The sequence below is a fragment of the Xanthomonas cannabis genome, from assembly GCF_040616535.1.
GTDB lineage: Bacteria > Pseudomonadota > Gammaproteobacteria > Xanthomonadales > Xanthomonadaceae > Xanthomonas > Xanthomonas cannabis.
In genome coordinates, this window is sequence record NZ_CP136580.1 from 2,939,929 (window position 1) to 2,964,997 (window position 25,069).

At 66.1% G+C, this 25,069-nt stretch carries 21 protein-coding genes; 3 read left to right on the plus strand and 18 right to left on the minus strand.

Going from position 1 to position 25,069, the window contains the following annotated elements; all coding sequences use genetic code 11:
* Positions 1-24 precede the first annotated feature (24 nt).
* From RZV17_RS12520 to dxs, 3 genes are all read left to right on the plus strand, one after another.
* Positions 25-1,818, plus strand: a complete 1,794-nt coding sequence (locus RZV17_RS12520) for an acyl-CoA dehydrogenase C-terminal domain-containing protein (RefSeq protein ID WP_355603852.1) — start codon at positions 25-27, stop codon at positions 1,816-1,818.
* An 850-nt stretch (positions 1,819-2,668) separates the two neighbouring features.
* Positions 2,669-3,325: an HNH endonuclease gene (locus RZV17_RS12525; protein ID WP_039410890.1), complete on the plus strand. Its 657-nt coding sequence runs from the start codon at positions 2,669-2,671 to the stop codon at positions 3,323-3,325.
* Positions 3,326-3,550: 225 nt separating this feature from the next.
* The gene (gene dxs, locus RZV17_RS12530; protein WP_355609342.1) at positions 3,551-5,467 is read left to right on the plus strand and encodes a 1-deoxy-D-xylulose-5-phosphate synthase; all 1,917 of its coding nucleotides are present in this window, start codon (positions 3,551-3,553) and stop codon (positions 5,465-5,467) included.
* 190 nt (positions 5,468-5,657) lie between these two features.
* Here the strand turns inward: dxs and RZV17_RS12535 are convergent, their stop codons facing one another.
* The 18 genes from RZV17_RS12535 to RZV17_RS12620 all read right to left on the minus strand — a co-directional run bounded on the left by RZV17_RS12535 (position 5,658) and on the right by RZV17_RS12620 (position 24,986).
* The gene (locus RZV17_RS12535; protein ID WP_355603855.1) at positions 5,658-6,914 is read right to left on the minus strand and encodes a glycosyltransferase; all 1,257 of its coding nucleotides are present in this window, start codon (positions 6,912-6,914) and stop codon (positions 5,658-5,660) included.
* Positions 6,904-7,485 (minus strand): hypothetical protein, encoded by a 582-nt coding sequence (locus RZV17_RS12540; RefSeq protein WP_355603858.1) that lies wholly within the window; start codon positions 7,483-7,485, stop codon positions 6,904-6,906. Before RZV17_RS12540 ends, RZV17_RS12535 begins: the two co-directional genes overlap by 11 nt.
* Positions 7,486-7,492: 7 nt before the next feature.
* Positions 7,493-8,647 carry a glycosyltransferase gene (locus tag RZV17_RS12545; protein WP_355603861.1) on the minus strand — a complete coding sequence of 385 codons (1,155 nt, stop codon included), beginning with the start codon at positions 8,645-8,647 and terminating at the stop codon, positions 7,493-7,495.
* Entirely contained in the window at positions 8,638-9,597 is a 960-nt protein-coding gene (locus tag RZV17_RS12550) for an NAD(P)-dependent oxidoreductase (RefSeq protein ID WP_355603864.1), read from the minus strand. Before RZV17_RS12550 ends, RZV17_RS12545 begins: the two co-directional genes overlap by 10 nt.
* Entirely contained in the window at positions 9,594-10,442 is an 849-nt protein-coding gene (locus tag RZV17_RS12555; RefSeq protein ID WP_355603867.1) for an MBL fold metallo-hydrolase, read from the minus strand. Before RZV17_RS12555 ends, RZV17_RS12550 begins: the two co-directional genes overlap by 4 nt.
* The gene (locus RZV17_RS12560) at positions 10,442-11,473 is read right to left on the minus strand and encodes a 3-oxoacyl-[acyl-carrier-protein] synthase III C-terminal domain-containing protein (RefSeq protein WP_355603871.1); all 1,032 of its coding nucleotides are present in this window, start codon (positions 11,471-11,473) and stop codon (positions 10,442-10,444) included. Before RZV17_RS12560 ends, RZV17_RS12555 begins: the two co-directional genes overlap by 1 nt.
* Positions 11,474-11,686: 213 nt before the next feature.
* On the minus strand, positions 11,687-12,700 hold the full coding sequence (locus RZV17_RS12565) for a TraB/GumN family protein (RefSeq protein ID WP_355603874.1): 1,014 nt from the start codon (positions 12,698-12,700) through the stop codon (positions 11,687-11,689).
* A gap of 90 nt (positions 12,701-12,790) precedes the next feature.
* On the minus strand, positions 12,791-13,252 hold the full coding sequence (locus tag RZV17_RS12570; protein ID WP_355603877.1) for a cupin domain-containing protein: 462 nt from the start codon (positions 13,250-13,252) through the stop codon (positions 12,791-12,793).
* Between the two features lie 34 nt (positions 13,253-13,286).
* The gene (locus tag RZV17_RS12575; RefSeq protein ID WP_355603880.1) at positions 13,287-14,081 is read right to left on the minus strand and encodes a WecB/TagA/CpsF family glycosyltransferase; all 795 of its coding nucleotides are present in this window, start codon (positions 14,079-14,081) and stop codon (positions 13,287-13,289) included.
* A 4-nt stretch (positions 14,082-14,085) separates the two neighbouring features.
* On the minus strand, positions 14,086-14,880 hold the full coding sequence (locus tag RZV17_RS12580; RefSeq protein WP_039563864.1) for a polysaccharide pyruvyl transferase family protein: 795 nt from the start codon (positions 14,878-14,880) through the stop codon (positions 14,086-14,088).
* A gap of 42 nt (positions 14,881-14,922) precedes the next feature.
* Positions 14,923-16,125, minus strand: a complete 1,203-nt coding sequence (locus RZV17_RS12585) for a glycosyltransferase (RefSeq protein WP_166745124.1) — start codon at positions 16,123-16,125, stop codon at positions 14,923-14,925.
* 64 nt (positions 16,126-16,189) lie between these two features.
* Complete coding sequence (locus RZV17_RS12590) at positions 16,190-17,683, minus strand: lipopolysaccharide biosynthesis protein (protein ID WP_146093227.1); 1,494 nt, start codon at positions 17,681-17,683, stop codon at positions 16,190-16,192.
* Positions 17,684-17,700: 17 nt separating this feature from the next.
* The gene (locus tag RZV17_RS12595) at positions 17,701-18,750 is read right to left on the minus strand and encodes a glycosyltransferase (protein WP_355603885.1); all 1,050 of its coding nucleotides are present in this window, start codon (positions 18,748-18,750) and stop codon (positions 17,701-17,703) included.
* Positions 18,747-19,889, minus strand: coding sequence for a glycosyltransferase family 4 protein (locus RZV17_RS12600; RefSeq protein ID WP_184371464.1), 1,143 nt, complete (start codon positions 19,887-19,889; stop codon positions 18,747-18,749). The genes RZV17_RS12595 and RZV17_RS12600 overlap by 4 nt, the downstream gene beginning before the upstream one ends.
* A 68-nt stretch (positions 19,890-19,957) precedes the next feature.
* The gene (locus RZV17_RS12605; protein ID WP_355603889.1) at positions 19,958-21,046 is read right to left on the minus strand and encodes an acyltransferase family protein; all 1,089 of its coding nucleotides are present in this window, start codon (positions 21,044-21,046) and stop codon (positions 19,958-19,960) included.
* A gap of 13 nt (positions 21,047-21,059) precedes the next feature.
* A complete protein-coding gene (locus RZV17_RS12610) occupies positions 21,060-22,151 on the minus strand; it encodes an acyltransferase family protein (RefSeq protein ID WP_355603892.1) in 1,092 nt (363 codons plus the stop codon).
* The gene (locus RZV17_RS12615) at positions 22,148-23,437 is read right to left on the minus strand and encodes a polysaccharide biosynthesis protein GumE (protein WP_166745129.1); all 1,290 of its coding nucleotides are present in this window, start codon (positions 23,435-23,437) and stop codon (positions 22,148-22,150) included. Before RZV17_RS12615 ends, RZV17_RS12610 begins: the two co-directional genes overlap by 4 nt.
* Positions 23,438-23,531: 94 nt before the next feature.
* Positions 23,532-24,986, minus strand: coding sequence for an undecaprenyl-phosphate glucose phosphotransferase (locus tag RZV17_RS12620; RefSeq protein WP_039410847.1), 1,455 nt, complete (start codon positions 24,984-24,986; stop codon positions 23,532-23,534).
* Between the last annotated feature and the right edge of the window lie 83 nt (positions 24,987-25,069).

Here is a 25,069-nt window from a genome sequence, read left to right on the forward strand (position 1 = left end):
CCGCACCCGCTTCAAGGATCCCGCATGAGCAGCTACGCCGCCCCGCTGACCGATTTCCGCTTCGCCCTGCACGACGTGCTCGGCGCCGAAGCGCTGTTCGCCCGCCTCGGCTACACCGAGGCCAGCACCGACATCATCGACGCCGTGCTCGAAGAGGCCGGCCGCTTCACCTCGCAAGTGCTGGCGCCGCTCAATAGCGTGGGTGACGAAATCGGCTGCGCCTTCGACAAGAGCACCCATGCGGTGACCACCCCGCCCGGCTTCCGCGCCGCCTACGACCAGTTCGTGGACAGCGGCTGGAATGGCCTGACCGCCGAGCCGGAGTTTGGCGGCCAAGGCATGCCGCATCTGCTGGGTGTGCCGCTGAACGAGATGATCAACTCGGCCAACCTGGCCTGGGGCAACTTCCCGCTGCTGTCGCACGGCGCCACCGAAGCGCTGCGCCAGCATGGCGAGGCCTGGCAGCAGGAGGTCTTTCTCAAGCCGCTGATCGACGGCCGCTGGACCGGCACCATGTGCCTGACCGAGCCGCATTGCGGCACCGACCTGGGCCTGCTCAAGACCCGCGCCGAACCCAATGCCGACGGCAGCTACGCCATCACCGGCACCAAGATCTTCATCACCGCCGGCGAGCACGACCTCACCGACAACATCGTGCATCTGGTGCTGGCCAAGCTGCCGGACGCACCGGCCGGCGCCAAGGGCATCTCGCTGTTCGTCACGCCCAAGTTCAAGGTGGCCCGTGACGGCACGGTTGGCGAGCGCAACGCGCTGCATTGCGGCTCCATCGAACACAAGATGGGCATCAAGGGCTCGGTGACCTGCGTGATGAACTTCGAAGGCGCCCAGGGCTACCTGGTCGGGCAGCCGCACAAGGGCCTGCAGGCCATGTTTACCATGATGAACACCGCGCGCCTGAGCGTGGGCCTGCAAGGCATCGGGCTGTCCGAGCGCGCTTATCAGAACGCCCTGCGCTACACCCGCGAGCGCCTGCAGTCGCGCGCGCTCAGTGGCGCCAAACTTCCCGACAAGCCGGCCGACCCGATCATCGTGCATCCGGACGTGCGCCGCATGCTGCTGACCATCAAGTCGCTGACCGAAGGCAGCCGCCTGCTGGCCCTGCACGCCGCCAGCCTGGTCGACGTGGCCCACCGCGGCAGCACCGACCAGGAGCGTGCCGACGCCGAAACCCTGGTGAGCTTTCTCACCCCGATCTCCAAGGCCTGCCAGACCGAGTGGTCGATCGAAAACACCTACCACGCGCTGCAGTGCTTCGGCGGCCACGGCTACATCCGCGAATACGGCATGGAGCAGCTGGCGCGCGACGCGCGCATCACCACCATCTACGAAGGCACCACCGGCATCCAGGCGCTGGACCTGATCGGCCGCAAGACCGCCGCCAGCCAGGCTGCCGGCCTGAAGCTGTTCCTGGCTGATCTGGAAACCTTCGCCAATGCGCAGGAAGGCGACGCGGCACTGGCCGAGTTCATCAAGCCGCTGCGCGACAAGGCCAGCGAATGGGCCATGCTGACCCGCGACGTGCTCGATCGTGCCGCGCGCAACCCCGACGAGCTGGGCGCGGCCAGCTACGACTACCTGTTTTATTCCGGCTACGTGGTGCTGGCGTATTGGTGGGCGCGCAGCGTTGCCGCGGCCGACGCGTCGGCCCATGGCGAGGAGTTCAAGCGCGCCAAGCGCGAGACCGCGCGTTTCTACTTCGCCCGCATCCTGCCGCGCACCTTGACCCACGCCGCCACCATCCGCAGCGGCGCCGCGCCGTTGATGACGTTGGACGCGGAGCTGTTCGGCGAAGGCTGAGCAAGCGCCATCATCGCGGCGGGCTGCCGCGGCCGTAGGAGCGGACCTGGCCGCGACGAGGTGGTACCGATCGGCAAGACGTCGCGCCCGGGTGCGCTCCTACGGCAACATCGCAAGATTCCGCCGCTGTCGTAGAAGCGGACCTGGCCGCGATGAGGCATTACCGATCGGCAAGACGTCGCGCCCGGGTGCGCTCCTACGGCAACATCGCAAGATTCCGCCGCTGTCGTAGAAGCGGACCTGGCCGCGATGAGGCATTACCGATCGGCAAGACGTCGCGCCCGGGTGCGCTCCTACGGCAACATCGCAAGGTTCCGCCGCTGTCGTAGGAGCGGACCTGGCCGCGATGAGGCACTACCGATCGGCAAGACGTCGCGCCCAGGTGCGCTCCTACGGCAACATCGCAGAATTCCGCCGCTGTCGTAGGAGCGGACCTGGCCGCGACGAGGCGGTACCAATCGGCAAGACGTCGCGCCCGGGTGCGCTCCTACGGCAACATCGCAGAATTCCGCCGCTGTCGTAGGAGCGGACCTGGCCGCGACGAGGCGGTACCAATCGGCAAGACGTCGCGCCCGGGTGCGCTCCTACGGCAACACCGCAAGATTCCGCCGCTGTCGTAGGAGCGGACCTGGCCGCGATGAGGCGGCACCGATCGGCAAGAAGTCGCGCCCGAGTGAGTTCCTATGGCTAAGTGAGGCCTGCAACGGGTCCGAACATTGGTGGCGCAGCGCGGCGGCATCGCGGCCGGGGCGGCTGCGCGGGACGTGCTGACCCTGATTGCAAGACACGCGCCAACGCCGTTCGCCGCGATACACAAACTGTCAACGATCGGGTATAAGCTGTTTTCCCGATGGAGACAGACACGCACGTAGGTGATGTGATCTTCCCCGGAGGCGCCTCTGCCCCGGTCGCGGGCAGCGCTGTCGCTGCGATCCAGCCACTTCCCAGCTTGCGCCTGCTGTCGCTCGATGCGCACGGCCGGGTGCTGGACTGGATCAACTGGCAGGACGCTGCCTGCCTGTATGCACGCGATGCGGTGTCCTGGACGCTGGGCGAGCCCTGCATGCAGATCCACGGCGGCATATCGCGGCTGACCGGCGAGCGCAGCACACTGGAGCTGCACCCGATCATCGCCGCACGCGGCCACGCCCGCTCGCGTGCGCTGGACCCGACCCCGACGCTCAGCAATACCGCCCTGTTCGCGCGCGACTCGCAACTGTGCATGTACTGCGGCCAGCACTTCAGCCGCCCGCACCTCACCCGCGACCATGTCATGCCGGTCTCCAAGGGCGGGCGCGATACCTGGGAGAACGTGGTCACCGCGTGTTTCCAGTGCAACTCGCGCAAGGCCAACCGCACGCCGCAGCAGGCGCACATGCCGCTGCTGGCGGTGCCGTACCGGCCGAGCTGGATCGAGCACCTGATCCTGTCCAACCGCAATATCCTGTCGGATCAGATGGCCTTCCTGCGTGCGCAGCTGCCCAAACGCTCGAAGCTGTCGCTGTAGTTCACCGGTGCCTGACGGCGCACGCGTCGATGCATTGCAGGGACGGCAACGGCGCAAGCGCCATGGCGATCGCGGCAGGAGCACTGGCCGCGTGCGCCACCGACCCCACTGCAAAGCGCTCACGACGGCGCGCTCGACCATTACCGCCGGCTGACAGCTGAACCGGTTTGCTTGCCGGGCCTTCGCCTGGGGAGGACAATGTGGTTTCAGAAGATTGACACGATGATGATCGACTCCACCCGCTACCCGCGCCTGTCCCGCATCCAGACCCCCGACGACCTGCGCAGCTTCGACGAGGCCGATCTTGCGGCGATCGCCGACGAGCTGCGTGCCTATCTCATCGAATCGGTGGGCAAGAGCGGCGGGCACTTCGCCGCCGGCCTGGGCGTGATCGAACTCACCGTGGCCCTGCACTACCTGTATCAGACGCCGGTCGATCAGCTGGTGTGGGACGTCGGGCACCAAACCTACCCGCACAAGATCCTCACCGGCCGTCGCGACCAGATCCACACGGTCAAGCAGAAGGATGGCGTGGCGCCGTTTCCCAAGCGCGAAGAGAGCATCTACGACACCTTTGGTGTCGGCCATTCGTCCACCTCGATCTCGGCCGCGCTGGGCATGGCGATCGCCGCGCAGCGCAACGGCGACGACCGCAAGGTGGTCGCCGTGATCGGCGATGGCGCCATGACCGCCGGCATGGTCTACGAGGCGCTCAACCACGCCGGCGGGATGGACCCGGAGCCGAACCTGCTGGTGGTCCTCAACGACAACCGCATGTCGATCTCCGAGGCGGTGGGCGGGCTGACCAAGATGCTGGGCCGTGCCAGCGGCAGCCGTACCCTCAACGCCATCCGCGAGGGCGGCAAGAAGATCCTCGGCGACAAGAAGAACAATCCCACCGCGCGCTTCGTGCGGCGCTGGGAGGAGCACTGGAAGGGCATGTTCGTGCCGTCCACCCTGTTCGAGGAAATGGGCTTCCATTACACCGGCCCGATCGACGGCCACGACCTGCCCAGCCTGGTCAGCGCGCTCAAGACGCTCAAGACCCTCAAGGGCCCGCAGCTGCTGCACGTCATCACCACCAAGGGCAAGGGCTACGAGCTGGCCGAAGGCGACCAGATCGGCTATCACGCCGTGGGCCCGTTCGACCCGAGCAAGGGCCTGGTGGCCAAGGCCGGCGCCAGGAAGCCGACCTATACCGACGTGTTCAGCGACTGGGTCTGCGACATGGCGGCGGCCGAGCCCAAGCTGCTGGTCATCACCCCGGCGATGCGCGAAGGCTCCGGCCTGGTGCGTTTCAGCAAGGAATACCCGCAGCGCTATTTCGACGTCGCGATCGCCGAGCAACACGCGGTGACGCTGGCCGCCGGCATGGCCACGCAAGGCGCCAAACCGGTGGTGGCGATCTATTCCACCTTCCTGCAGCGCGGCTACGACCAGCTGGTGCACGACGTGGCGGTGCAGCAGCTGGACGTGCTGTTTGCGATCGACCGGGGCGGCGTGGTCGGCCCGGATGGCGCCACTCATGCCGGAAACCTGGATCTGAGCTTCCTGCGCTGCGTGCCGCACATGGTGGTCATGGCACCGGCCGACGAAGCCGAATGCCGGCAGATGCTGAGCACCGGCGTGCGTTACGAAGGCCCGGCCGCAGTGCGCTACCCGCGCGGCACCGGCCCCGGCGTGGCGCTGGACGCCTCGCTGGCCACCCTGCCCATCGGCAAGGCGCAGCTGCGTCATAGCGGGTCGCACATTGCGCTGCTGGGCTTTGGCGTGACCGTGGAAGCCGCAGAAGCGGTCGGCCGCGAACTTGGCCTGACCGTGGTCAACATGCGCTTCGTCAAACCGCTCGACAAGACCATGCTGCTGGAGCTGGCCAGGACACACGATGGCTTCGTCACCATCGAAGACAATGTCGTTGCCGGCGGTGCGGGCTCGGGTGTGTCCGAGTTGCTCAATGCCGAGGGCGTAACCATGCCGATGCTGCAGCTGGGCCTGCCGGACAGCTTCCAGCATCACGCCAGCCGCGAAGACCTGCTGGCCGAAGCCGGGATCGACCAGGCCGGCATCCGCGCCGCGGTGCTCAAGCGCTGGCCGCAACTGATGACGACCCACACGCCGCCATTGAACGCAGCGGCGGGTTGATTTCAACCGGCGTCCCGCGAGGTTGGGCTGGCGCATGGGGAACGCCGGGGCAGCACTGACCGGGCCCGCCTGTGACGCGCGTTCTGTCCCTAGTCCACACGCGGGGGCTTGCCTGGGCGTCAATGGACGCGGCCAGACTGTGCCCCCTGCACGCCACCATGCCGCCGCGGGCGGCGCTGGCGCGGTGGCATCACTCCTGCAGTAGCGCGCCGGTACCTGCGAACGCTTGCACCAGCTGCACGACGCGCTGCTGCGCGTGGATCGCCTGCAGCTCCGCCTGCAGGCGACGTACGCCGCACGGCGGCTCGGTCGCGGCAAGGGCGTCATCCAGTCGCGCCGGCAGCTCATCCAGATTGCGCAGCCAGATTGCCGCACCGGCGGCCTGCAGACGCGCGGCGTGGTCGAACTGGTCGTAGTCCAGCGGATACACAATCGCAGGCAGCCCCGCTGCCAGACAGGCGTAGAGGATGCCGGCACCGCCGTGGTGGACGACCAGCGCGTACCGCGGCAGATGCTGCGCGTAATCCACGTACGGCAGCCGCTGATAATTGCCCTGCCCCTGCTGCTGCGGCGCGGCCGTATCGCCATCGCTGAAATGAAAGATCACCTCGGGGAACCGCGGCGCCAGCGCGCGCAGTACCTCGTCCATGCGCTGTTTGACCCACTGCAGATGCGTGCCCAGCGTCACCAGCACATGCCGGCGCCCGTCGACGAAGCCGGGAGGCGCCACCTCGGACGGCGGCGTGCACAGTTGTGGCCCTACAAAGCGCAAGGCGGTGGGCCAGCGCTGGGCGAACTCGAACGCGGGTACGCCCAGGGCCAGGATGCACTGCGGCGAATACACCGCCTCGCTGCGGTCGCGGCGGTACAGCGCCGGCAGCCCGCACGCGCGCATCTGGCGGCGATAGCAGGCATGCAAGCTGCGCTTGAAGCCGCGCGTCAGCCGCCGTGCCAGCGCATGCCACATGCGCTGGCGCAGGGTGGTGGCCGGTCGCAGCCCACCGAAGTAGGCCGGCGGCCCGTCGCCGGCTTCGATCACGCACGGCGACGGCATGCTGGTCCACCACGCGATGCCCATCGCCTGCGCGGCCAGCCCGGCGCTGGGCAGGGTGAAATCGGCGATCACCAGATCCGGCCGTCGTGCGCGCCAGTCCGTCTTCAGCGCATCGCCCAGCTGCGCCATCAGGCCGAGCGCGGCGTGCAGCTGCCGGCGCAGGCGCAACGGATGATGGCCTACCGCATGCGGTGGGTTGGCAATGTCCAGCAACACCCGATCGGCCTGCGCGTCCAGCACGCTGACCGCGCGCAGCCCGCACGCCGCAATGCGCGCCTGCGCCGCCGGCGTACTGATGACGCGCACATCGTGGTCAGGCGTCAGCTGGCGCGCAATGGCCAGGATCGGATGCAGGTGGCCACTGTACGGCGGGGCGACGAGATCAATCCGCATGCAGGCTGCTCCGCAAGCGCTGCTCGACCTCGGCAACGAAGGCCTGGCAGCTGGCCAGCACGCTCACGCTGCGCAGATAGTCCATGTGGCCACAGCGCGGCGCGTGCGCCACCGCACCATCGAACAGCGCGCGCGAGATCCAATCTCCGCGCCCCTGCACCACGCGGACCTGCCCGAACGCGCCAGGCGCGCGGCAGACCGGCCCATAGGCGAACACGGCCAGGCGCGCACGCGCCGACTGCGGCAACTGCAGGGCCGTCAACAACTGCAAGCCGCAACTGCCGGCCAGCAGCACGGTCATCGGGCTGTGCTGCAGCAACGCAGCCACGCGCGCGCGATCGGCAGATGCGACGCGCCCGGCGCGCGCGCCCAGATACTGGCGCGCGTTGGACAGGCTCGCGCGCCACAGCGGGGTGCGCCGATGCGGCGCGCTGTCTGGGCGATACGGGTAATTGCAGTCGATCAGCCGGCGGCCCGCACCCTGCAACGCCTGCAGAAACTGCTGCTGCTCCGCGCTCAAGGCGCAGCGTGCCCGGTCGCTCTGCCCGGTCAGGAACGCGATCTGCAGCAAGGGGCGCTCATTCGGCACGAAAGCGACCGTTCGCGAGTACGCGGTAGCGGCGGGTGCGCCAGCGGATGGTGCGCACCCCTGCAGCATGCAGCAGGTGCAGCGGCTGCAGACACTCCGCGCACACCGACAGCAGCGGACGGTGGCGCAGCGCACCGGTCACGCGCCATTGCACGGCGCACAGCAGCAATGCGCGGAGCAGCAGGGTGGCAACCACAATGGCTGCCCCCGGCCAGGCGGGCGGCATGCACGCACACAGCAACATGGCCAGCAGCACGACCGGCGGCAATCCTTGCAGCAACACGATGGCCCCACGCACGCGCACGGGTTGCTGCCGCAGCAGGATCAACCCGAACAGCATCCACCGGTGCATCTGGCGTGCATAGCTCGCCAGGTCCGGCAGTGCGGTGCGCATCTCCACCGGCGCGGTGGATTGCCACAGGCGCCCTCCCCGTTCGCGCACCAGCGACGCGACGGCAAGATCGTCGGTCAGCTGGTCCAGCAGTGCGGCAAAGCCGCCCCAGGCACGCAGCTGCGCAGTCCGCGCGGCATAGCACATGCCATTGAGTGTCACCGGCGCCGCAAACGGCAGCCAGCCCAGGTAGGTGAGCGCTGCATTGTTGTTGACGAATTGCGAGAGCAGGCGCCCCGCCAGCGTGTCGCTGTCGCGGTAATACGGCAACGCGGTCACGACGTCGGCATGGGTGAGGTCGTGCAACACCTGCGTCAGGGCGTGGCTGCCAAGGTGCGCGTCATCGTCCAGGATCAGGCTGATCGGCGCATGCACGCCCGGCAAGGCGTGCTGCAGTTTCCAGGCCTTGGGGTTGATGCCCGGTGGCGCCGGCGGCACCAGCATGCGGGCAATCCGCACCTGTGGAAACCGGGCGATCAGCGCATCGGCCACCGTGTTGCCTGCGATTTCGTCTGCATCCAGCAACCACACGAACTGCGCCCGTGGCAGTGCCCGCAGGTTGGACGCCAGCACCTCCTGCAGGTGCGCATCACCGCCGAGAATCGGTTGCAGCACGGCCACCTCGGCCTGCGTTGCGGCGATACCGCCAGCCAGGCCGGGGTGCGCGCCGCGCATGACCCGCAACGCGGCTGCAGACTTGATCAGCAGCAGGCCCAGATACGCGGCAGCCAGGGCGAGCGTGGCTAGGCCCACTGGGCAGCCTGCCAGCGCACGAATGCCTCGATGCCTGCGTCCAGATCAACACTGGGCGGGCCCAGATCGGCCAGCATGCGGTGTGGATTGAAGGTCTTGGAATAGGCAAAGACGCCCACGCCAAACCGGGTGATCGGCGGCTCGCCACGTAAGCGCAGCACGCGGTAGAGACCTTCGACCACGCTGGCCATGCGCAGCGCAGTGCCGATACGGACCTGGCGTTGCGGCATGGGGAGACGCAGCCGCGCCAGTACCTCCAGCAACAGCTGCTGCACATCCACCGGCTGCGCGTTGGTGAGGTTGTAGGACCGCTGCAACTGCGGCGCCGTGGCCGCGCGATAGAGGTAATCGCAGAGCGTATCGATGTAGATCAGATCGCCGATCACCGGCTGGGTCTGCCCGATGAAGCGCGGCAGCGCGCCCTTGCGTGCGGCGGCGATCACGCGCGGAAACAGCACCGTGTCGCCCGGCCCGAACACCGCTCGCGGACGCAGCACCGACGCCTGGCCCGGATAGCGCTCCAGCAGGGTTTCGCCCAGGTATTTGGTCTGCGCGTAGGTATTGACGAAGTGCGGGCCGATCGGACTGTGTTCGTCCAGATCGTATTGATGCGCTTCCCGGTAGAACACCGAACTGGAGGACACGTACAGCAGACGCGGGCAGCCGTGTTGCTTGCAGAAGTCGATGACATTGGCGGTGGCCTGCACGTTGTGCAGCTGGAACTGCGCGCGCGTCCCCCAGGGCGAGGCCAGCGCCGCCGCGTGGATCACCACGTCCGGTTGCCACTCCAGCGAGAACGGTCGACTCAGGTCGATGCGATGGTAGTTGGGCAGATCGCTGGCACGTCGACCGATGCCATGGATCTCCAGCCCGGGCTGCCCCTGGAACCGGCGCAGGAAGGCGCCGCCGACAAAACCAGACGCGCCGGTCACGAGAATGCGCAGCGTCATCGCCACTCCGGCTGGTAACGGTCAAGACTGGGTTGGCAGTGCGACGGCAGGATGGTCAGCTCCGGGTGCGCCTGCGCCAGGCCATGCAGGTGATGCACGGTGCGCTGGAAGGCGCGCCAGTCGTGCATCAGCAAGCGCGTCGGCCACGCCGGCCACTGCAGGGTGGCCAAGGTTGCGTGGGACCACACCGCATCTGCGCACAGCAGTACCTGCCGGTCATGCGCATCGCGCAGCCACAGGCCCATTTGCCCCGGGACATGCCCGGGCAGCGGCACCGCCAGCACGCTGCCGTCCTCGAACAGATCATAGGCAGCCCCCAGCCCCTGCCAGGCGCCACTCAGCGCGTGCTGCGGCGCCTGCTCGGCAAACTGCAAGCGCCGATCGAAGTCGTCTGGCAGCAGCTGCGGCAGCAAGGCACGTCGCAAGCCGCCCAGGCGCGAACAGCTGCGCAGCTGTTGGTAATCGCCACGCAGGCAGATGAAGCGCGCATTCGGCAGGTCGCGCAGACCGCCGACATGGTCGGCATGGAAATGCGAAATCAGGCACCAGGCAATGTCCTCCAGCTGCACGCCGCGCCGCGCGAGTTGCGCGCCCAGGGTCTCGTGCGTGGGCAGGGTCACCGGTGTCGTCCAGCGATACACACGCTCCGGCCAGGGATCGGTGGCATCGAAAAAATGCGCGGCATAGCCGGTGTCGTAGAGCAGCGCTCCGCGCTGCGGATGCCGGATCAACACGCTCAACGCGGGGAACTCCACCGCATGCCAGTGGCCATCCGCACGCACCATGCGCTCGCAATGACGGCAGTGGCCGACACGCAACAGCGCGATGGACACGCGCGTGGCCATCAGTACCGCAACACCATGCCACCGATCGCCAGGCCGGCGCCGGTACCGAGCAGTGCGAACACGTCGCCGCGTTGCAGCTGCCGGTCCACACATGCGTGATGCAAGGCATGCGGGAGCGAGGCAGCCACCTGGTTGCCGGTGTCGTGCAGGATGCGCACGACCTGCTCGCTGCGCAGCCCCAGCGTCAGCACGACATGATCCAGCCCACCGCCGGAGGCCTGATGCGGCACCAGACAGCGCAGCTGCGCCGTGCTGGTGCCGGCCTCGCGCAGCAACTGGTCCCAGAATGCGGGCAGATGGCGCGCTGCAAACCGATAGGCGCCGCGGCCGTCCATCCAGAACAGGCGTGAGGCAGCGCGTACGTCGTCGTCGCCCTGTGGTGCGCGAGTGCCGCCGCCGCGGATGCGGCACAGGTCCGCACCGCTGCCGTAGCTGGACAGCCGGCTGGACAGCAGTGCCGAGCCGTGGTCTGCGCTGCTGCGCCCGACCACCACCGCAGCGGCGCCATCGCCAAACAGCCCGGCAGTGGCCGGCACCGTATCGTCCAGGCCGGCCGATGCCACTTCGCTGGAGACGATCAGCACGCGTCGATAGCGGCCAAGCGCCAGCGCATTGGCCGCCGTGTCCAGTGCCACCAGAAAGCTCAGGCAGGTCGCGTTGACATCGAATGCCGGAATGCCGGAATCGCCCAGCCCCAATGCACGCTGGATCAAGACCGCCTGGCAGGGAATCGGCTGCTCCATCACGCTGCAGGCCGAGATCAGGCAATCCACCTCAGCGGCATCGATGCCGGCGTTTGCCAGTGCCTGCTGCGCGGCAGCGGCGCCCATCGAAGATGCCGTCTCGCCCTTGCCCACGTAGTGACGCGTGGCGACACCCAGCCGGGCAAGAGTGGTTCCCGCCGGCAATTGCCAGCGCTCGTCCAGCGCCTGCGAGGTCACCTGCCTGGCCGGGACGTGGCGTCCGGTGCCCAGAATGCGCAGCGGCAATGCGTTCAACACGGAGCTCTCGGCGAAGAAGGCGCGCAGCATACCTTGGCTGGAACGGTCGGCCTAACCGTCCCGGATGGCGAGATGCCCGTTCCTCCGCAGTGTCATTCCACACCGCAGTGCGGCACCGCTCCCAGGCACGTCCTGCTGGCACGGGCTGCAAGCCTTGCGTGTCCGGCATCGCGGGCGAACTCCGGCATGCACTGCGTGCGTAACGGTGCCGTGCACCTGCACGCCCATTGCCGCGTCAGGCGCTCAAGGCGCCTCCACCGCATACCCGAGCGCCTGCAACCGGTCCAGGTATCCATCCGGGGCCGTCAGGCGGCTGATCGGCAGCACCGCGAAGGTGCTGCGATTGCGTTGCAGCGCCGTGGTGGCGATCGCGAGCCAATGCTCGCGCATGCGCCGTTCGAGATCGTCGATGCCGCGTTTCCTGGCCGCATCGGAACTGGCCATCGCGCGCATGCACGCCGCCTGCGGATCTTCGCGCGGCAGCTGGCGCAATGCCTCGATATCGCCTACCGACCAGGCATTGGCGCGCTCGACCATGGTGGGCAGGTCGCGCTCCACCGTCACCAGGATGCTGCGGAAACAAACGATATCGTCCAGGCTGCCGGCGCGAAACTCCTTCAGTGCCTGGCGCGGGTCGGTGATCTTGTAGTCCAGCGCCGTGGGAGTGGGCTTGATGCCGGCGCGCTTGGCGGCGCGTTCCACCACCGACCAGATCACCGGCGAGCGGGCCAGGCCCGAACGCTTCAGCGCCGCCTGGTACAGCTCGCCGGCGGCCAGCATCGGGCGTTTGCGTTCCACGCCACGATCGCTGCCGATGTAGCGGGCCTTGGCCACCTTCCATCGCGCGTACAGGTCGGGCGGCAGGACCTCGCGCAGCTCGCGGCCGTCCTCGTTCTTCATCGCCTGCATTGCCGATGGCAGCAAGGTGAGCTTGCCGAAAAAGCCCATGTCCGCGTCGACCTGCACCGTCGGCGCCATCAGCACCTGCTGCGACTGGCCGATGATGGTGGCCACTTCCGACGATTGCCATTGCAGGCGTTTGGGCAACGGCGACTGCGTGCCCAGGATCCACAACACGTGCTCGCCCTTGCGTACCTTCCACAGGCCCGGCCCGGGCTGGACCCCGCGGACAACGAGCGCCTCCAGGTCGACCACCGGGGGCGGCGCGGCCGCGTCCTGTATCGCCAGACCGCTGGCGGTCGCCAGCATCGACACCAGCAGCAAGCCGGCGCCCCATCCCACTGCCCTGTGTCGCATCACGTGGTCGCCCCCTGTTTGCGGCGGACATTACGCCAAGCCTGCGACCACTGCGTTAGGGAAGCGTTCGGCCGAGCATCGGCAGCACCGCTAGCGCGTCGCCAGCGTCGCCAGATGCGCTGCCAGGGGAGACGCCTGGTCGAGCAGCGCGAAGCCGTCCCACATGAATCCCGGCGACACCGTGCACCCCACCAGGGTGAAGTCACCCAGCGAGCTCGCCGCCTGCCAACAGCCCGCAGGAACCACATGCATCGGCTCGCCGCGTTCGGCCGCGTCCAGGATCAACCGCCGCAGTTGCCCGTCGCGTTCGTCGTAGACCAGCAGTTCCAGCGCATCGCCCTGCTGCCAATGCCAGCTTTCTTCCGCATCCACGCGGTGCCAAGCGCTGCATTGGCCGGCAGTGAGCAGGAAACGGATCGCAGTCAGCGCCGGGCGCGCGACGCCGTTGTCGCTGACCTGGCGCGCAGAGGCGTAGACGCGCCGGAAGTGCCCGCCTTCCGGGTGGGGTGACAATGCGAGCGATCGGATCAGCGCGGCGGCAGTGGGATGCATGCACGCATGCTAGGCCAGCCGCCGCGTCTGCGCATCACGGCAGATGCTTGCCCGCGCGCAGACAGGTACGGAAGAACACCAGCAGATCCCAGCTATAGCGCTTGAGCAGCCGGCGCGGCTCGTTGAGCAGGCGGTACATCCATTCCATATGCAGGCGACGGACCCAGTCCGGTGCCCGCTTGGCGGTGCCGGACAAAAAGTCCAGCAGCGCGCCCACACCGAACACCAGCGGCACCCGCAGCGCGTGACTATGGTCGAGGATCCAGCGCTCCTGCAACGGGTTGCCGAAGGCCACCAGCAGCACGTCCGCACCCGAGCGATTGATGCGCTCGGCCAGGCCCTCGCCGGCAGCGGCAAACTCGCCGTAACCGTCGCACATGCCCACCACCTGCTGCCCCAGCGTACCGGTCAAGGTGGCAGCGGCGATCTTGCCGACCCCGGGCCGGCCGCCCAGCAGGAAGAACTTGAGCGGCTGCGCGCTCTCCCGGCACAGATACGGAATCAGATCGGTGCCATTGAGATTGCCGGCGAACCGGCGGCCATGAATCATCCGCGCCGCCAGATCCATCCCGATGCCATCGTTGACGATGCGCACGCCGGGCTCGCGCATGCGCATCCGCAGCGCCTGGCACTGCACGACAAAGTTGGTGTTGGCAAAAAAGACCCGGCGCGGCTGCTGTGCAGCCAACGCGTGAAACAGGTCCAGCGCGAACGCTTCCTGGGTGGTGGACAACACCGGAAACCCACCCAGCGGAATCACCACTCCGGCCGGAGTGCCGGCGGCGGCGCCGCTCGTTGTGTCCCTGTCCACGCGCTGGCCCTGCATCATCGAATCACCAAAGGTCGTAAGGGAATGCGGCCAGCAAGCCGGCCTGCAGTTTTTCCAGATCGAAGCTGCCGTTGCCGCCCAGCGCCAGGCACTCTTCCACGTTGTTGCCCGAGTGCCACTGGGTGCGCCCGGTGCCGTAGTAGTAATCGTCGTACTTGAAGCGATCTTCGCCGTTGCCCCAGTCCAGATACACGGCCGGAATGCCGTATGCCTCGGCCAGGATCAAGCCGTGCAACGAACTGCTGACCACCAGTTCGGCGCCCAGCAGCTGGCTCATGAAGGTTGCCGGCTTGACGTTCGGAAACACCAGATGGTCCGCGTACGCGCTGTATTTTTCGACCGGCTCGTTGAAGTGCGGAACGATCGCAAACGGACGTTTTTCCACCGCACCGAGCGCTTCGGCCGGGAAGAACATCGGCGTCAGCAGCCCTGGGTCGCCGTAGACTTCCGGCACCGCGATGCCACGGTCCAGCAGGAACTGGCGCGTCTTGGGCCCGCGCACCGCACGCACATCGAGCGTGCTGAAGGTATTGCGCTCGGCAGGAATCTTGCCGTTGATCCCGCTGCCCCAGACGGTATCGCCGTCCTTGGCAAAATGCAGCACCGACCCGATCGCGATGAGCTTCTTGCTGAGGTCACGCTTTTCGATCAGCGTCTTGTCCTGCAGCGAAAGCACGCAGGACACGATCACCTTGGACAGGTGGTCCCCCATGTTGACGCCAGCGTTTTTCGGCTGCCACCAGAACAATGCACGACGTTCTGCATGTTCTATCCATTTCTGCAGCAAAGCGTTGGCCATGACAAAGGGTCTCCTGAACTCGAACGGGTGAGGTGCGCCGCATCAATGCGAGAGCGCGGCCTCCGAAGATGCACGCGCGGCTGCGCCGGTGTGCTGCGGATACAAGCGGGTTTCCGGGTACGCGGCCGGGTCCAGCACGCGATCGGTGGTGTCAGACCAGTTCAGGCACTGACGGTAACGCACGTGCGGCGCTTCCAGCGCCTGACTGATTGCGGAAACGATCGACTCGGCATTGCCCGGCGTATAGCCGAAGCGGGACTGCTGATACGGCCCGACAACCGCATTCGGGCAGACCGCCGGCAAACCGAAGAAGTCGTACTGCAGCAGCTTCATCGAGCTGTCGGCCAGATACACCGGCACCTGTTCCGAGGCGTAGGGCGCGATGCCGAACCGCGCATGCTTGATGTAGCCAATCGTCTCGACGTGCTTCATTTCACCATAAACGACGACGTTATCGCCATAGCCGGGATGCCGCCCCATGCCCGAACCGATCACGTGGAAGGTGACCTGCGGGAATGCCTTGCTGGCCACCACGAAAAATTCAGGATCGAACAACATCGACCCGACCGCCACGGCATGGATGCCCTCCCCGTACGGCGATGGGTCGCCCAACTGATCCAGGTTGTGATCCACACCGTGCCCGACGTGATAGACGTTGTCGCGGCTGGCGATCTCCTCGGCCATGGCCGGCGACACCAGCGCAATCACATCCAGCGTCGGTGCGACGCGGTCGAACTCGCGCTCGATGTAGGAGGCAACGTTGATCGTGCTCAGGCCGTCGGATGCGCGATACACCAGCTTGGCCGCCGGGTTGATGCGCTTGGCGAGCTCGATGAAGGCCACCGCAATTCCGCTTTCGAACACGATGACGTCGGCCTCGCGCATCCAGTCCAGCAGCTGACGCGGCGGATGCGCGGCATACCAGCGGAACATCGCGTCTTCCACCGCGCGCAGCCATGCCCGCCGGGTATTGAACGGGTGCACCGTCGTGCGCCACAGATAGCACTCGACCCCCTTGTGCGAGACCACCGTGTTGGCGGTGTCGTCCAGCGGCAGGCGCATGTCACCCTTCATCCGCGACAGGCGGCTGTAACGCAGCGAAAAAAACCGCGTCGTGCCGCGCTGCGCCAGCTGGTCGGTGATGAAGTGGATGTTGGCGCGGCGCGGGGTGCGGTAATCGTGGGCGGACAAGACCAGATAGCAAGGCCGGCGAATGCCGGCAGCGGCGGCGGGTGTAGCGCTCATGGGCCGTGTCCTATGAATGAGTGGGGAAAAGCATGACCGAGCGCGGGCGAAGACGATGTCGATCTCATCGACGTGCCTTGGCCTGCGTCAGCAACTTGCGGATATTGACGATGGAGATCACATCGCGACGGAATGCCGGCCAGATGCCAAGCATCAGCAGGCACACCGCGGCCATCACGGCTGCGCCGACTGCCAGTTGCTCCCACAGCGGGCCACCGACCGTCACCGAGGCGTAGTAGGCGCTGACACCGGCGATACCGTATGCCGCCATTGCGCGTACCGCATTGGTGAACAACGCAGCGACCGGCGTATCGGAAATCCTGCCAACCCAGATCAATGAAAGCGGCCAGGTCACCAGCAGACCGAACGAATACCCGATCGCCACGCCCATCGCACCCCAGCGCGAGCCGACGAAGATGCAGGCGATCAACACGATGCGGCTGACCAGCGAATACACCAGTTGTTGCCGCATCAATCCCCTGGCCAGGAACACCCAGTACGTGGCGTAGGACGCGGTCTGGAAGATGCCGCCAAGCGTGAGCACCTGGAACAGCGGCACCGCCTCGCGCCACTGCTCGCCCAGCACGAGCACGATCAGCGGCATCGCCAGCGCACAGGCGAACGAAAACAGCGCCACGATCAGATGCACCATCACCGTCTGCCCGCGCAGCAGGAACGCGCTGAAACGTTCGCGGTCGTCCTGCAACTGCGACAGCACCGGCAACGCCACGCTGGTGGCCGGCGCATTGATCTGGTTCAACGGCATCATCAACAGCTGGAACGCGCGGTTGTACAAACCCAGCGCGTCCGGGCCGGTGCGCCAGCCGATGATCACCTGGCCCACGTTGCGGCTGGCGTATCCCAGCAGCTGCGCCGCCATCAGGTTCCAGCCGAAGCTCATGAAGTCGCGCATCGGCGCGCTGCGCTGATAGCCGCCGGGCAACCAGCGTGCGCAGCTCGCGGCAATGACGAGGTTCACCACCGCCTGCACCACCTGCTGCACCACCAGCGCCCAGTAACCCCAGCCAAGCAACGCTGCAGCTACCGCAGCCAGCAGGCCCAGCACCTGCGACCCCACATCGCTCAGCGCCACCTGCCCGAAGCGCAGCCCACGGCTCAGGTGCGCGCGGTATTGGGTGGTCATGCCGTTGATCAGGAACGTCACCGCCAGCGCCTGGGAGATGGTGACCAGCGCCGGCTCCTTGTAGAAGTTGGCGATCAGGTGCGCCGAGGCGAACACCAGCACCGACAACGTCAACCCGATGCCGCTGTTGATCCAGAACAGGTTGTCGCGTTGCTCGCGGCTGACGTGCTTGGCCTGCACAGCGGCGGCCGACAGGCCGAAGTCGCGCAGGATTTCCGCCGCACCGACGATGGCGGTCACCATCGCCATCAGGCCGTAGTCGTACGGGGTCAGCAGGCGCGCCAGCAGGATGATGCCACCGAATTGCACGACCATCTTGGCCGACTGGCCCAGCATGGTCACCGCCGCTCCGCCCGCAGCACGCGAGCCGAGGCTGCGCTGCGGCGGCGTTGGCGGTGTGGGAGAAGATGACATCGAGGGGGGTTCTGCGGTCACAGCGCGGCTTCTCCGTCCTTGCCCAGCGCTTCCAGATAGGTGCGGTAATGCAGCTGCCCGATGCGCGGCCAGTCGCGTTGCGACAGATCCGGGGCCGGACCGCGCGGCGCCGCGCGCACCGTGTCCAACATGCCCGTCAGCAAGGCCGCATCGAACTCACCTTCATACAGGAATACCCATCCCGGGCCCACTTCCTCGGCGATGGCCGCGTTGGATTCACTCCATGGCGCCAATACCGGACGCGCCAGCGACAAGGCCAGCAGCAATGTTCCGGAGTTATGCATCTGCCGATACGGCAACACCACCAGCTCGGCCTCGCTCACCTCGCGTGCCAGCACCGGCTCCTCGACATAGGCCAGCAATGCGCTGATGCGCGGATCCTGCGCGCAGGCGTCTTCCACCAGCGTACGCATCTGCGGCGTGGCGGGGTTACCGACAATGCGCAGATTCAGGCGCGAGTCGCCGACATCGCGCATCACCTCCAGCAGCGTTTCCACCCCCTTGTACGGGCGGATCAGGCCGAAATGCAGCAGCCGCCCCGGCACCGTGGTGCCCTGCGGCATCGTCGCGAACCAGTCGCGGTAATGGCCGTGCAGGATGGTGTCCGTGAATGGCGGACGTGGCGGCGTGGTCGCATTGATGCGGATCCAGCGGCGTGTCAGGCGGTCGATCCAGCGCAACAGGCTGCGCTCGCGCCAGCCACGGTCTTCGTGTGGCGCCAGATTGTGCAGGGTGCGCACGACCGGCGTGCCGGTGACCTGCAACCTGAGCAACAACAACGCCGCACACACCTGCTTGGCCAGGGTGCCGGCAGCACTGGGGTGGCGCAGCAGGTATTCGGGCCAGTGCAGATGCAGCACGTCGTAGCGCGACAACAAGGCATCGCGCATCGAGAAGAAGCGCGGCTGCACCGCATCGGGCAACGCGTCGTAGAGCTGGGTCAGATACGGATTGGTGCTGGCGTTGGGCTTTTCCGTGGAGAACAACACCGTGACCTGCGGCCGGACCGCTGCACGGGTCAGCGATGCAGATGCGTGCGCGCTCATCGCAGCGTCTCCTGCGGACGCGGCGTACCCAGCGCGGCGTGGTACTCGTCCACGTAACGCCCGACCACATGCTTCCAGTCGTAGCGGCTCACATAGGCCATCGAGGCCGCACGCCGCTTGGCGAAGTCGGCATCAGCGGTCAGCGCAAGCGCCTGCACCTGGTCGGCCGCCGCGTCGATCCTGTCGCGATTGACGATCACGCCCTGTCCCGACTCGGTGGCAAGCCGCACGAACGGCGGGATATCGCTGAGGATGGGAATCAGCCCTGCGCTCATCGCCTCCACCGCGGCAATGCCGAACCCTTCATGGCGCGACAGGCAGACAAAGAACTGCGCCTGCTGCATCAGCGTGCGCAACTGCTCCTGCGAGGGCGACATGCTCAACTGCACCTTGTCCTGCAGACCACGCTCGGCAATGGCCTTGCGCAGGTCGGCCTCGTTCAGATCGTACTCGCGGCCGGCGATGATCAGCCGCCACTGCGGGTCGCGCTTGAGCGCGGCCTGCAGCAGCTCCAGCGTTTCGATCAACCCCTTGTTGACCGACCAGCGACCGAAATACAGCATCGTCCGGCCAGGCGTCGTCGCGCCCTGCCCTGCATATTTTTCCACGTCCACGCCGTTTTCGATCACGCGCAGGCGCGCTGGCGATACCACCTTGGCAAACAGGTCGCCATCGTTCTCGCTGGTGGCAATCACCCGCGCATACGCCAACGCCGATGCCCGGGTCAGGGTCTGGAACCAGATCTGCTTCATGCGCGATGCGTAGGCGGTGTGGAAGAACCCGCCGTGGGTGGAAACCACCATCGGCTTGCCATGGAACGGTCTGGTCAGCGCAAGGTAGTCGTAGAAAAAATCGATGCCATGCAGATGCACCACATCGGCAGAGCGAATCGCGCCCAGAACCGATGGCGCGAGCGGGTAACGCGAGGAGCCGCGATAGCCGATCCGCCGGATCGGCAGGCCCTGATGGGTTTCCTGCGGCGCAAGCTGCGCACCCGGGTCGGTAAACACGCGATCGAGCGTCACCACCTCCACCGTATCGGCACTAGTGGCCTGATGCTGGCGGGCGACATTGAGGACGACTTCCTCCATCCCCCCGATCGAGGGGTGGAATTGGCGGACGACATGCACCACTTTCATTTACGCCAATCTCCTGTGCCGGCGACGCGCACGCAGGTGCTGCGACGACGGTCGATTCTGAAAACGCATCATTGACGCTTCAACCCCAACATCCATGGCGCACTACGCACCAGCACCATGCGCATCGGTACAGCGCAGGCGATCGCGAACGCACTCAACGCCATCGCCCAGGCCGGCGTACCGATCAGGCTGCGATCCACCACGCCGGTGCGGACCACCACACTGGTGATCACCAGAAACACCAAGGTATGCGTGCACAGGATCAGCAGTGTATTGGTACCGATCCATTGCACCCACTGCCAGTTGCGAACGAAGTAGGCCACGCACAAGGTCATCGCGGTTCCCAGCAGGCTGACCAGGACGAACAGCGCGGCCGAGTGCCCGAACTGCAGGTTGTTGACGTCCACCTGCCCATTCCACCCAGCCAGCAGTCCCCAGGCCGCCGCCACGCACGGCAAGGCCACTGCCCAGGCCCCTGCACCGAAGCCGCGCAACTGCTCGGCAAAGCGCGACAGCCAGCCGCCGATGGCAATGAAGAACAAGGCAATCGGCAGCACGTCCAACGCGAGCGGCAGCCGCAGCTGCAGCGCGGGAAACCATCGCGCCCATGCCAGTGCCAGCGGCAAACTCATCGCCACCACCACGCCCGTACTCAGGCGCGCGCGCAATGCAATGTAGGCCAGTGTCGTGACAAACAGTGCCGGCAAGAACCACAACGCCGGCAGCACGTACAGACGCGTGCCATTGGCCCAGAGCACGCCGGTCAACGGATCCCACCACGCACGTGCGCCCGGCTGATGGAAGGCGTGATTGAGCACCGCCATCAACAGCCACACACCGTAGGCCACCAGGAAAAAAGCCAGGTACGGAACCAGGAGCGTGCGCGCCAGCTTGGCTGCTGTCGCTGCGTTCAACGCACGCCGCCCGAAGCGTTCGCCCACCCATCCGGAGAGCACGAAAAACAGCGGCACATGAAAACTGTAGGCAAACAGTTTGTACGCGGGCGGCATGCCGCTGGCATGCCCAAGCACCACCAGTACGATGGCCAGGGCCTTTGCCGCATCGATCTGCCAGTCGCGGGTCGCCGCAGTCACCGGCCGCACGACCGGGCCTGCCGTGTCGCGTCCCACCTCGGGCAAGTACGGAGCCGTGGTCATGCCGCAGCGCCGCTCATGCCGTCACCGTGCGCGCACCCAACGCCCAGGGAGCAAACCGCATCAGCACCCAGCGCATCGGCACACATGCAACCAGCGCAAAGACCGTGACGAACACCGCCCAGCCCAGCCCGGGCCGCGCCGAGCCGAACCCGCCCGCGACTGCGGCAACGCCGGACAAGACGAAGAACACCAACATGTGCGTGCACAGGATCAGCAAGGTATTACGGCCGATCCACTGTACCCACGCCCAGCCCTGCACCAACCGCGCCGCGCAGATCACCATCAGCGAGCCCAGCACCGCACTGAGCAGGAACAGCGCGTGCTCGCGCCCGAACTGCAGCATGTTCACGTCGATGCGTCCATTGCGCTGGGCCAACCACGCGACTGCGAACGCCAGCACCACGGTTACCAACGCACTGATCGGCAGCGACGTCGGCAACCGCGGCGACAGGTGAATCAACAACGCGCCCAGCGCGTAGAAACACAACGACACCGGTAGCACATCGAGGCCGAAGAAAAGCCGCACGCCCTGTCCCGGGAACCAGTTCATCCAGATCCAGGCCAGCACCAGCGACGCCAGCGCAATGACCAGCGGGGGCAGCACGTGGCGCAGCAGGATGTAGGCAATCACGGTCACCAGCATCACCGGCAAAAACCACAGTGGCGGTTGTACGTACAGGTCCGGACCGATCCCGGTGAACAGCGACACGATCGGCTCCCACCACGGATGGCTTCCCCACCGAGCCGCCTTCTCGCCGATGTTGCGGGTCAACAACCAGTACGCATAGCCCAACAGATAGAACGTCACGTAGGGCAGCAGCAGGCTGCGTGCATGCCTGCCCAACGAGCGCCTGTCCAATCCCGTGGTGCGGGACGCATAGCCAGCCGCCAGCCACCCCGACACCATGAAAAACAGCGGCACGTGAAAGCTGTAGGCGAACAGGGTCATGCCGTGCGGCACACCCTTGGCATGGCAGAACACCACCAGCAGGATCGCAACCGCCTTGGCCGCATCGATCCGCTGATCGCGCGCGCGACCCGCTGTCGTGATCCGGTCGCCAGCGGCAGGCGTGACCGGCGACGTAGCTGCCGCGGCAGCGCTCATCGTGCTGCTCCCGCGGGCAATGGCAGCTGCGCGCCATCTGCCGTTGGATCATCCTTGATCGAGGTCCGGGGAGCAGCCGACGCGGACCAGGTCGGACGCATGTGCCATAGGCAGCCACAGACGAACCACCACAGCGCCGAGGTCTTGATCGAAAAGTAGCCGTTGGACACCAGCAGACTCAGCGCGAACGCAAAGATGGCCAGGTTCTTGAACAGCTGCCCTTCCTTGCTGGGCATCAGCAGCAGGAACGAATACGACAACAGGAACGCCAGCACGCCGACAATCGACTGCGAGGCGATGAAGTAGGAAATGCCGCTGTCGAAGTAGCGATACGCCTGCGCAAAATCCAGGCCCATCCAGGACTCGAACGACAGGTTGTTCATCGAATACACGGTGAAGAACACCCGGCCCATCGTCGTGTCCTGGTAGGCGGTGATCCCGGTCACCCAGACCAGCAGCCACGCACTCATGATCACCAGCAGAAACACCAGAAACGCCAATCGTTGATCGAGGCGTTTCAGCAAGGGCGTCAGCAGCACCATCAACACGCAGGTGCCCGCGGCCAAGCGTCCGTCGGAAGCGACGATCATGAAGCCGATCAGTCCGACCGACAGCATCAAGGCGGCCGGACGCATCCAACGCCAGAACACCAGCACGATGGCGGTAAAGAAGCAGATGTAGTTACCCATCGTCACCGGCTCGATAAACATCGAGGAGGCGCGTGGCAGGTTGGAACCCGGCAGGAAGTTACGCTCGCCCGGGCGCGTAGCGCTGACGAACAGGTTGCTGTCCTCGTTCCAGAAGCCTTCGGCGCTCATCCCGCGCGCGTTGACGAAGAAACTCTTGGGATTGACCAGATCGCCATAGGCGCTTGGCATGGCCAGTTCGAACGCGGCGACCAGCGAGACGATGATGGTCATACGGATGAACAGCTTGGGCAGCGAGCCGGTGTACGCGGACCCCAGCACCACGAAGGCGAAGACCACCAGCGCGTCGCGGAAGAACTTCGGATCGATCTGCCAGTTCACCAGGAACCGCACGAACATCAGCAGCACGATCAACCCCAGCCCGCTGATGATCAACGCGATGCGCTTGCGGCTGAGCGAGCCCAGGCCCAGCAGGAAACACGCCGCATACACCATGAACTCGACCGCATAAGTGATCACCGGGCGCACGGTGAACACATTCGCATTGATCAGGGCCAGCACCAGGTTGTAACCGACGCCGACCAGCAAGGTCAGCTCGATCAGCAGGTTGTGCCAGCGAACGCGGGTTGCTTCGCTCATTCGAATCAGCATGCACACGCCTGCCTGAAAGGGGCGGCTGCAGTGCAGCCGCCCGCGGCGCCGGACGCGCCCGCTCGCACGCTCCCCGCCTTCATCAGTACGCGGTCTTCTGTCCGAGCACGCGCACCGCAGTCAGCACGATGATGCGGATATCCAGCCACAGCGACCAACGACGGATGTAGTCCAGGTCGTACTGGATACGCTTCTTCATCGTGCGCAGCTCCGGGGTTTCGCCGCGGAAGCCATTCACCTGCGCCCAACCGGTGATACCCGGCTTGACGTAGTGGCGCTGCATATAGTGATTGATCAGCTTTTCATAATGCGTGTTGTGCTGCGCTGCATGCGGGCGCGGACCCACGATCGACATGCTGCCGCCGAGTACGTTGAAGATCTGCGGCAACTCGTCCAGGCTGCTGCGGCGCAGGAACGCACCGAAACGGGTAATGCGCGTGTCGTTCTTGGTCGCCTGCTGGATCGTGGTGCCATGATCGTCATGCACGCGCATCGAACGGAACTTGTACATGTAGAACTCGCGACCGCCCAGGCCATGGCGGCGCTGACGGAAGAACACCGGGCCTGGCGAGCTCATCTTGACGCCCACGGCAATGGCGGCCATCAGCGGCCACAGGCCCATCAACGCGATCACGGCCAGGATCTTGTCCTGCAGCGCCTTGGCGACGACGAAGTAATTGTCGCGATCCACACCACCCTGGCGCAGATTGATCACCGGCGTGTTGCCGATCTGCTCACCGGACTGATTCAACAAACCGAAATCGAACAGGTCGGGCACCAGCTTCACGTTGATCGGGTAACGGTCCAGACGCTGCAGCAGCTGCTTGATGTGGTCACGCTCGCCCAGCGGCAGCGAGATCCACACCTGCTCGACCTGGTTGTCCTTCAAATAGTCGATCAGCGCATCGGGCTCGCCCAGGCACGGCAGCGACTGGCGCTGCTCGGTCACGGCAATGTCGTAAGGCGTGCGGAAGTAACCCACCAGGTTCATGCCGACCCACGGGTTGCGGCTCAGGTAGTGGTTGATCTTCATCACCGGGTGGCGCAAGCCCACCACCACCACCCGCTGCACGTCCACGCCCTGGGCGCGCAGGTGGTTCAGAAAGCCGCGCAGCAGGGTACGTGCGGCGACCAGCGATGCCAGGCCGCCGACGAACCACAGGCCGATCCAGCCGCGCGAGACCTGCTCGCCCACCTGCACGATCAGCGCATGCACCGCGAACAGCGCAAAGACACCGCCGAAGGCACCACCCAGCACCATCAATTCGCTCAGCAGCCCGCGACCGCGCCAGCTGCGATACAGCGGAAACAGCGCGAAGCAGATCACCGAGTACAGCAGCGTGGTACCGATCGCAACCCGATAGGGCGCGGCGGGAACCCAGGAGCCGAACACGATGCGATAGGCGATCAAGCCCGACACGACCACCATGGTCAGGTCGAACACGCGCAGCACCAGGTCGGCCGCGGCCGAATACTTGGACAACAATCGCGGCGAGGATGTCGTGTAAGTCGCGCTACTCAGGTCTGCCAAAAGCATGGGGATGTCCTCCAAACTCGATACGGTGCATGCGGGGAAACATACGAGTCGCACGCGAGCTTTCAATCATCTCCGTCGAGCGA